Genomic DNA, 8,643 nt, shown 5'->3' with positions numbered 1-8,643 from the left:
TTGACCCCGACGGATACCTTATCGCTGTGGCAGCCAGACAGGACGGCGGCCATCACAGTCAGCGCGAGGGCGATCTGGGTTGCCAGGCCAGCACGTTTGGGCACCGTCATTCTGGGCACCCTAGCTGCTCTCGGAAGGGTCGTCTCGCGGCTCGACTAGCTGACATCGTCGGTCATGGCCACGGTTGGTGTGCCGCCGGTCCCGATGGCGTTGAGTGCGCTGTGACGGCGGCCCCACACCAGGTAGAAGACCAACGCCACCGCCACCCAGCCGCTGAATGCAATCCAGGTGTACCAGTGCAGGCTGAACAGGATGTAGGCGCACGCGGCGATCGACAGGATCGGTGTCACCGGATAGCCCGGCACCCTGAAACCCCGGGGTAAATCCGGTTGTTGAATCCGCAGGAGAATCACTCCCGCTGACACCACGATGAACGCGGTCAGGGTGCCGATCGAGACTGTTTCGGCCAGACGGTCGAGCGGCACCAGGGCGGCCAGGGCTGCCACCACGACCGCAACGATCACGGTGTTGCCGACCGGTGTCATCGTGCGGGGGTTGACCTTCGCGAACGTCGCCGGCAGCAGACCATCACGGCCCATCGTGAACAAGATGCGGGTCTGGCCGTACAACGTCACCAGCGTGACCGAGAAGATCGATATCACCGCGCCGGCCGATACCAGGGTGCTGCCAGCGGTGTTTCCGGTGATGTGGTCCAAGATCACGGCCAGCACCGCCTCTTCACCGCTGAACTGCTGCCACGGCTGACTACCCATCGCGGCAACCGCGACGAGCAAATGGATAGCCATGACTATCAGCAGGGCGTAAATGATTGCCCGCGGCATCGTATGTTGCGGATCTTTGACTTCGTCGCCGGCAGTGGATACTGCGTCAAGGCCGATGTAGGCGAAAAAGATTGTGCCCGCGGCCAAGCTGATGCCGGAGACACCGAACGGTGCCAGATCATGGAAGCGGTCAGCCTTGAACGCGGTGAACGCGATGGCGGCGAATATCACGAGAACGGTGAGCTTGATCACCACCATCACGGCGTTGGTCTTCGCGGACTGACTGGCACCGCGGATCAACAGCACCGCACACATCGCCACCAAGACGATCGCCGGGAGGTTGATCACACCCGGCTCGGAGTCCCACGGCCCCGCCGAAATAGCTTGCGGCAGCTGAAATCCAACGACGTTGTCCAGCAACTTGTTCAGATACTGACTCCAACCGACCGCCACCGCGGCGGTGGACACGCCGTACTCCAGCAGCAGGCACGCTGCGACACCCATTGCCGGCAACTCGCCCAGGGTGGCGTAACAGTACGAGTAGGCCGATCCGGAAACCGGTACCGCCGAGGCCATCTCGGCGTAGCACACCGCGGCCAAACCCGCCGCGATGCCGGCCAGCATGAATGAGATGACGACCGCCGGGCCGGCTTGCGGCACAGACTGCGAGAGCACGATGAAGATGCCCGCACCGACCGTCTCACCGACGCCGAACATGGTGAGTAGGAAGGTTCCCAGACTCCGTTGCAGGTGATCTGAAGCCCCGTCGGCGACCGGTGCGCCGCTCACCGGCCGGCGCCGCAGCATCTGCCGTCGCAGGCTGAGCGACGGCATCGCCATGACGCCTCCTCTGGAGCATGTAGGGTCGCCACGCCGGGACGGTCGACTGCTTAGCCAGATTGCCAAACATATACCAATCGGCGGCTCGAACGTCCGCTAGACGTGAGCAGAACGTCTCGATGCCGGCGCCTCAGGGCGCGACCACTATCGTGCGGCCGTTTCAGGCCAGCCTGATCGTCGAATTCCGGCCGGTCCTGCTCAAGACCGGCTTCGTGTCAACTTCGACGGTCTCGCCGACCGAAGCCGGTGAAGTCGCATGAGCTGGAATGAAAACCGGGACAGGATGCCTCAAGGATGCGAGCGGCAGCAACTATCGTGGCCAACGCTCGCGGCACTCGCGCCAAGTTCAACCTGGCGCGCGCCAGCAAAGCATACCGTGTAGCGTGGCAACCGCCGACAGATTCATATTGGATTCTAATCTTATTGAATACCAATAACTTTCATGCAAGATCCAAATCTCGCAGCTCACCACCTCAGCTAAGTGAACAGTTATGGACTCGGCGGTGAACATGGTCGCGGGACGCTGTGATCGGCGGGCATGGCTGGCTTAACGTGTCCGACTATCTGCTTCAGTAAATGTCATTGACCGCTGAAGCTTGTTGAACACAAGCACTTTTCAGGAGGATCCATGTCAAGCGTCATCACACAGCCCGAAGTCCTGGCTGCGGCCGCTGGGAAACTACACACGATCAACGAGGCGCTCAAGGCCCGCAACGCCGCTGCTGCCGCGCCGACGGTCGGGATCGTGCCCGCCGCCGGTGATCTGGTGTCGGCGCTGACGGCCACGCAATTCGCTTCGCACGCGGAGCTTTACCAGACGGTCAGCGCCCACGCCGTTGCGGTGCAGGAGTTACTGGCGACCATGCTCGGCGTCAGCGCAGGTTCGTATGCCGCCACTGAAGCTGCCAACGCGACCGCGGTCGGCTAGGTCGGGCAGTAATGCTGGATTTCGCACTGTTACCGCCGGAAATCAACTCCGCGTTGATGTATTCCGGACCCGGGTCGGGGCCGATGCTGACGGCGGCCTCGGCCTGGGGCGGGTTGTCCGCCGAGCTGCACACCATGGCGTCCGCCTATGAAGCGGTGATCACCGCCCTCACCGACGGATCCTGGCTGGGCCCGGCCGCGACGTCGATGGCGGCGTCGTCTCAAGCGCAGGTGGAGTGGCTGGCGAGCACAGGCGTGCAGGCCGAGCAAGTGGCCGCTCAGGCAGCGGCCGCGGTCACCGCCTACGAATCGGCATTCATCGCGACGGTGCCGCCACCGGAGATCGCGGCCAACCGCGCGCTGTTGATGGCGCTGATGGCGACGAACCTGTTGGGGCAGAACACGGCGGCGATCATGGCGACCGAGGCGCAATACGCCGAGATGTGGGCACAGGACGCTGCCGCGATGTATGGCTACGCCGGCGCATCGTCGGCGGCATCGACGCTGGCGCCGTTCGCCACAGCGGCAGAATCGGCCAACCCGGCGGGACTGAGCGCGCAGGCATCCGCAGTCGCGCAAGCGGTCGGTTCCAGTAGCGGCCAGTCGGCGGTGACCAACGCTCTGGCCGCGTTGGCCGGCGAGATGCCGGCCCCGCCGTGGATGGGGAACCTGGACAACTTCCTGACAGCACTCGGGCTGGCCGGGCATGTCTGGAACTCCAACGGCGACGGCATCGTGGTGGGCGGCGTGATGGGGGACCTCCTGGAGGGCCTGACCGGATCGCAGACCTTGGATGCCAGTACCGGGTTCGATGCGTTTATCCGGTTAATCTCCCCCACAAGGCTTTTCACCACCGCATTCAAAGACGTCGACGGCCTCGCCCACAGCATCATGCCTGCGGTCAGCAAGGCCTCCAGTGTCGCCGAGGCGATACCGCCCAGCCTCCCGACCGGAGTTCCCGGCGCCGCCATGGGCGGCCTGGGCAAGGCGGAAGTGGTCGGCAGGCTGTCGGTGCCCTCGACCTGGGGCGGTGTGAATCCTACGGTCAGTCCCGCCGTGACGTCGGTCGGTGGGCTCGGCACTCCGGTTTCCGCGCAGCCGCTTACCGCGCAGCCCGTTGCCAACAGCATGGGCGGCGTGCCGGTGATGGGTGGCAATGGCGGGCGCGGCATGCAATTTGCCGCTCCCCGATACGGTTTCAAGCCGACCGTGGTGCCTCATCCGCCAGCCGGTGGGTGACGAAGACCTAAGGGGTCACCAGTATCTTGCAGTGCCGTTCGGGGTCGGCGAGATCGTCGAAGGCCGCGCCGACGTCCTCGAGGCCGACGTCACCGGTGATTATCGGGCTGACATCGATGTCTCCCTCGGCGACCGCCCTCAACGACTCGCCAAACTCGTTCGGGTCGTACGTGAGAACGAACTGCACGTTGATCTCCTTGGCGATCCCGAAGAACGGGTGCACGGTGTCGGCTTGCATGCAGACGCCGACGACGACCAGCCGGGTGCCGTGCCGGGCACGCCGCATCACATCATCGATGATGCCGGGTACGCCGACGGCGTCGAAGACCACCACCGGGTGCACGCTGTCGAAAGGCGAACTCTGCGCGGGATCGATGGTCTGGTGGGCGCCCATCGTGATGGCGAGTTCACGACGCTTGTGTGAAAAGTCGGCTGCCGCAATCGACTCGACTCCGCGGGCTCGCAATGCAGCGATGACGGCGATGCCGATCGGTCCGCAGCCGAGCACCAGCGCGGTCTCGCGGGGCTGAACGGCGGATTTGTTGACGGCATGTAGCCCGACCGCCATCGGCTCGGTGAGCGCGGCGTGCTGGGCGCTGAGCCCGTTCGGAATGGGCAGCAGTAGTGGCGCCGAAAGCAGCATCCGCTCCGCGTAGCCGCCCAGCGTTTTGTTGCTGTAGACGATGGGTTCGACGCTCTTGCCCGACAGCAGCACCGGGATCGACGTGACAAGGGTTCCGGCCGAATGGGTTTCGGTGTCGGGGCCCGCCTCGAGTATCTCCGCGCAGAACTCGTGGCCCATGAAGACGTCGTGGCCCAGGTCGATGTTCACAGCGCCGCCGGCCGCACTCGACATCTGACCGCTCAGCGACAGCATCTCGGCGCCGTGGGCGGCGAAATGCAGGTCCGAACCACAGATTCCACACGACCGCACTGCCACCAGAACCTGACCGGGGCCTGGCACGGGATCGGGCACGTCGTCGCGGTACACCATCCGGCCTTCCCGCAGCACCGAGGCGCGCATCAGTTGCTCCCGGTTTCCGCCGCGCGTTCGCCGACGTGCTCGGTGATCGCCTTCACGACGGCCTGTCCCGCACGCCCGATCAACTCTTCGCGTTTGTCCTTGGCCCACTCGTGAGACGACCGGGCCGCTTCGAGTTGGCCCTTGAAGTGCGGAATGACCTTGCGGGCCACCAGTTCATAGCAGTGGTGGGTCGCCTCGGGTGAGGCCCAGTCGTGACCGAGCATCAGCAACGTCCCGAATCCACCGGACCGCTCCAGCAGGTCTTCGATGTGTTCGATCGCGTCATCAGGGCTGCCGATGCAGCAATTGCCTTTGGCCGCATAGTCTTCGACGAACTCGTATGGCGTCTGTGATCCTTCGACCTCGTTGGCCAGCGGGACGAACCCGGCGGCGCCGAAGTAGTCAGCGAAATCCTGCAGGCCGTAGGTGCAGTCTTCGATCGCCTTTTCGCGGGTGTCGGCGACGTGCATGATCGACAGCACGCGCCAGTCGGAGCGGTTGGGCTCGTCGCGGCCGGCCTTGGCGGCCTGCTCCTGCACCACCTGCCAGGTGTTGTCCAGCGCCGCGTAGCCGCCGGGAACGGACATCGACAGCGAAAGCAGCGACGTGCCCAAGGCTCCGGCCAGCCGCGGGCCGGACGGCGAAATCATTGCTGCTGTTGATATTTCAGGGTACGGCCAGGTGTAGGGCCGGATATGCAACTGCGCGTCACGCAAGGTGAACCAGTCCGAGTGACGACTGATCCGCTCGCTCGGCCCGGCGCGGAACAGCGCCAGGATCGCCTCCAGCGACTCCTGCATCATCCGGCGCTGCTCTATCGGGTCGATGCCCATCATGTAGGCGTCCGATGGCAGGGCGCCGGGTCCGGCGCCGAACATCACCCGTCCGCGGGTCAGGTGATCCAGCAGCACCCAACGGTCGGCCACCATCAGCGGATGGTGATACGGCAGCGACACCACACCGGTGCCCAACCGGATATGCCTGGTCCGCTCGGCGGCCGCGGCGATGAACACTTCGGGGCAGGCGATCAGTTCGTAGCCGCCGGAGTGGTGTTCGCCGAACCACGCCTCGTCGAAGCCGAGGCGATCCAGTGCGACAACGCGCTCCATGTCGTATTCCAGTGCCACCGTGGGGGATTGGCCGGTCGGGTGGAACGGTGTGATGAAGACGCCGAAGTTCAGTGGACGTTTCATGACGACTCCACGCCGGTCGTCAAGCTGGACAGGAATTCGAGCAGCAATTCGTTGACCCGGTCCGGGCGCTCCTGTTGCAGCCAGTGCCCGGCACCCTCGATCAGCACCTCGCGATAGGGCCCGGTGATCACTTCCTTTGCCCGATCGGTGCTCATGAAGCCGAGCACGAGGTCGTCGGTGCCTCCGATGAACATCGCAGGCACGGTGATGGCAGCAGACCCCAGGTTGCCCTGGATCTCCCAGTTTCGGTCCATATTCCGGTACCAGTTCAGCCCGCCGGTAAAACCGGTGCGGCTGAATTCGGCGACGTAGTGCTCGAGTTCGTCAGCGCTGATCCAGCTCGGCAGCCCGTCGGGCTCGGGGATGCGCTCGATAAGACCCTCCGGTCCGGGCCGAAGCATCCGCATCGCGGCGGCTTGGTCACCAGGTGCCCCCTGACCGAAAATCACCCGGCGAAGGGTCTTTGCCGGGTCGGCGTCCAGTTCGGCATCGGCGACCCCGGGCTGCTGGAAATAGAGCATGTAGAAAAAGTTGTCGCCGAAGATCGCCCGAAACGCCTGCGTCGGCGCCACCTTGGCACGCGGCACCGCCGGAACGCTCAAACCGACCACCGCGGCCAGCCGGTCGGGGTGCAGCTGCGCAGACCCCCACGCCACCTGGGCGCCCCAGTCGTGACCGATGAACACCGCCTTGTCGGCGCCGACGTCGTCGAGCAGACCGATCAGGTCGGCGGACAGGTCGGCGACGTTGTAAGCGGCGATGTCCGCTGGGCGGGTGCTGCGGCCGTAGCCGCGCTGATCAGGAGCCAAGACGTGGTAACCGGCGGCGGCCAGCACCGGGATCTGGTGGCGCCAGGAGTAGGCCAGCTCGGGAAAGCCGTGCGCCAGCACCACGACCGGTGCGCCGGATTCACCCGCCTCGACGGTGTGCAACTGCACGCCGTTGGTCTCGATTACACGTTCGGTGATGGGGAGGCTGTCCGACACAAGTTCACCAAAGCACACGCCCGCCTGCGCCCGATAGGTGTTAGGCGGGTGGGTGTGCTGCCGACGATGTCGGGAACCGCGATTCGTTATTCGGTTGGTGACGATTCAAGGCGTGACCCGCTGCGCTCGGCTGCGCCCGAGCTGGCGATCAGCACTGGCGGTAATCTGGACTTTTCCAGCTTGCGCGTATCGGGAAGGACCTGGGCCGGCGACGGCCGATGATCGATGAACCGGAAAAACGTAGTCCGCACGCTCACGGCCATCGCAGTCGTGTTGCTGCTTGGGTGGTCTTTCTTCTACTTCAGCGACGACACCCGCGGCTTCAAGCCGGTCGATACGTCGGTGGCGATGGCCCAGATCAAGGGCGGCAACGTCAAGAGCGCCCAGATCGACGATCGCGAGCAGCAGGTCCGGATGACGCTGAAAAGCGCCGCGACCGGCACCGAGGGCTCCGACAAGATCATCACCCACTTCCCGACCGGCTATGCCGTGCCGCTGTTCGACCAGCTGAACAACAGCAAGGACACCCAGGTCAGCACCGTCGTCAACCAGGGCAGCATCATTGGCTCGCTGGTGATCTACGTGTTGCCGCTGTTGCTGCTGGTGGGCCTGTTCATGATGTTCTCCCGCATGCAGGGCGGCGCCCGGATGGGCTTCGGCTTCGGCAAATCGCGGGCCAAGATGCTCAACAAGGACATGCCCAAGACCACCTTCGCCGACGTCGCCGGCGCCGACGAAGCGGTCGAGGAGCTCTACGAGATCAAGGACTTCCTGCAGAACCCGTCGCGGTATCAGGCGCTGGGCGCCAAGATTCCCAAGGGCGTCCTGCTCTACGGCCCGCCGGGAACGGGTAAGACCCTGCTGGCCCGGGCCGTCGCTGGTGAGGCCGGCGTTCCCTTTTTCACCATCTCGGGCTCCGACTTCGTCGAGATGTTCGTCGGCGTCGGCGCATCCCGGGTTCGTGACCTGTTCGAGCAGGCCAAACAGAACAGCCCATGCATCATCTTCGTCGACGAGATCGACGCGGTCGGCCGCCAGCGCGGCGCCGGGCTGGGTGGCGGTCACGACGAACGCGAGCAGACGCTGAACCAGTTGCTGGTCGAGATGGACGGCTTCGGCGAGCGCCAGGGTGTGATCCTGATCGCAGCAACCAACCGCCCCGACATCCTCGACCCGGCGCTGCTTCGGCCCGGACGCTTCGACCGCCAGATTCCGGTGTCCAGCCCCGACCTGGCCGGCCGGCGTGCCGTGTTGAGGGTGCACTCCCAGGGCAAGCCGTTCGGTCCCGACGTCGAGTTCGACGGCCTGGCCAAGCGGACCGTCGGCATGACCGGCGCCGACCTGGAGAACGTCATCAACGAGGCCGCGCTGCTGACCGCCCGGGAGAACGGCACGGTGATCACCGGTGCTGCCCTGGAAGAGGCGGTGGACCGGGTGGTCGGCGGCCCGCGCCGCAAGAGCCGGATCATCAGCGAGCAAGAGAAGAAGATCACCGCCTACCACGAGGCCGGGCACACGCTGGCCGGTTGGGCGATGCCCGGCGTCGACCCCGTCTACAAGGTCACGATCCTGGCCCGCGGTAACACCGGCGGCCACGCGCTGGCGGTGCCCGAGGACGACAAGGGAATGCACACCCGTTCGGAACTGATCGC

General features: G+C 65.1%; 8 protein-coding genes. 4 read left to right on the top strand and 4 right to left on the bottom strand.

From position 1 onward, the window contains the following. Positions 1 to 155: 155 nt before the first annotated feature. Positions 156 to 1,622, bottom strand: coding sequence for an APC family permease (locus VN856_RS21155; protein ID WP_325692584.1), 1,467 nt, complete (start codon positions 1,620 to 1,622; stop codon positions 156 to 158). A gap of 119 nt (positions 1,623 to 1,741) precedes the next feature. Between VN856_RS21155 and VN856_RS21150 the strand changes: the two genes are divergently transcribed. The 3 genes from VN856_RS21150 to VN856_RS21140 all read left to right on the top strand — a co-directional run bounded on the left by VN856_RS21150 (position 1,742) and on the right by VN856_RS21140 (position 3,788). Next, positions 1,742 to 1,882 carry a hypothetical protein gene (locus VN856_RS21150; protein WP_325692582.1) on the top strand — a complete coding sequence of 47 codons (141 nt, stop codon included), beginning with the start codon at positions 1,742 to 1,744 and terminating at the stop codon, positions 1,880 to 1,882. 368 nt (positions 1,883 to 2,250) lie between these two features. Next, positions 2,251 to 2,550, top strand: coding sequence for a PE family protein (locus VN856_RS21145; protein ID WP_325692580.1), 300 nt, complete (start codon positions 2,251 to 2,253; stop codon positions 2,548 to 2,550). A gap of 11 nt (positions 2,551 to 2,561) precedes the next feature. Further along, complete coding sequence (locus tag VN856_RS21140) at positions 2,562 to 3,788, top strand: PPE family protein (RefSeq protein ID WP_325692578.1); 1,227 nt, start codon at positions 2,562 to 2,564, stop codon at positions 3,786 to 3,788. A 7-nt stretch (positions 3,789 to 3,795) separates the two neighbouring features. On the opposite strand, the gene VN856_RS21135 is transcribed toward VN856_RS21140, so the two are convergent. The 3 genes from VN856_RS21135 to VN856_RS21125 are packed head-to-tail and all read right to left on the bottom strand — an operon-like array spanning position 3,796 to position 6,991. Continuing rightward, positions 3,796 to 4,812 carry a zinc-binding dehydrogenase gene (locus tag VN856_RS21135; protein ID WP_325692577.1) on the bottom strand — a complete coding sequence of 339 codons (1,017 nt, stop codon included), beginning with the start codon at positions 4,810 to 4,812 and terminating at the stop codon, positions 3,796 to 3,798. Beyond that, positions 4,812 to 6,005: an LLM class flavin-dependent oxidoreductase gene (locus VN856_RS21130; RefSeq protein WP_325692575.1), complete on the bottom strand. Its 1,194-nt coding sequence runs from the start codon at positions 6,003 to 6,005 to the stop codon at positions 4,812 to 4,814. Before VN856_RS21130 ends, VN856_RS21135 begins: the two co-directional genes overlap by 1 nt. After that, the gene (locus tag VN856_RS21125; protein WP_325692573.1) at positions 6,002 to 6,991 is read right to left on the bottom strand and encodes an alpha/beta hydrolase; all 990 of its coding nucleotides are present in this window, start codon (positions 6,989 to 6,991) and stop codon (positions 6,002 to 6,004) included. Before VN856_RS21125 ends, VN856_RS21130 begins: the two co-directional genes overlap by 4 nt. A gap of 225 nt (positions 6,992 to 7,216) precedes the next feature. Between VN856_RS21125 and ftsH the strand changes: the two genes are divergently transcribed. Beyond that, positions 7,217 to 8,643 (top strand): ATP-dependent zinc metalloprotease FtsH (ftsH, locus tag VN856_RS21120; protein WP_325692571.1); only part of this gene is annotated, 1,427 nt, incomplete at its 3' end.

The sequence above is a fragment of the Mycobacterium sp. genome, assembly GCF_035603715.1.
Lineage (GTDB): Bacteria > Actinomycetota > Actinomycetes > Mycobacteriales > Mycobacteriaceae > Mycobacterium.
This window is presented reverse-complemented; position numbering and strand designations above follow the sequence as displayed.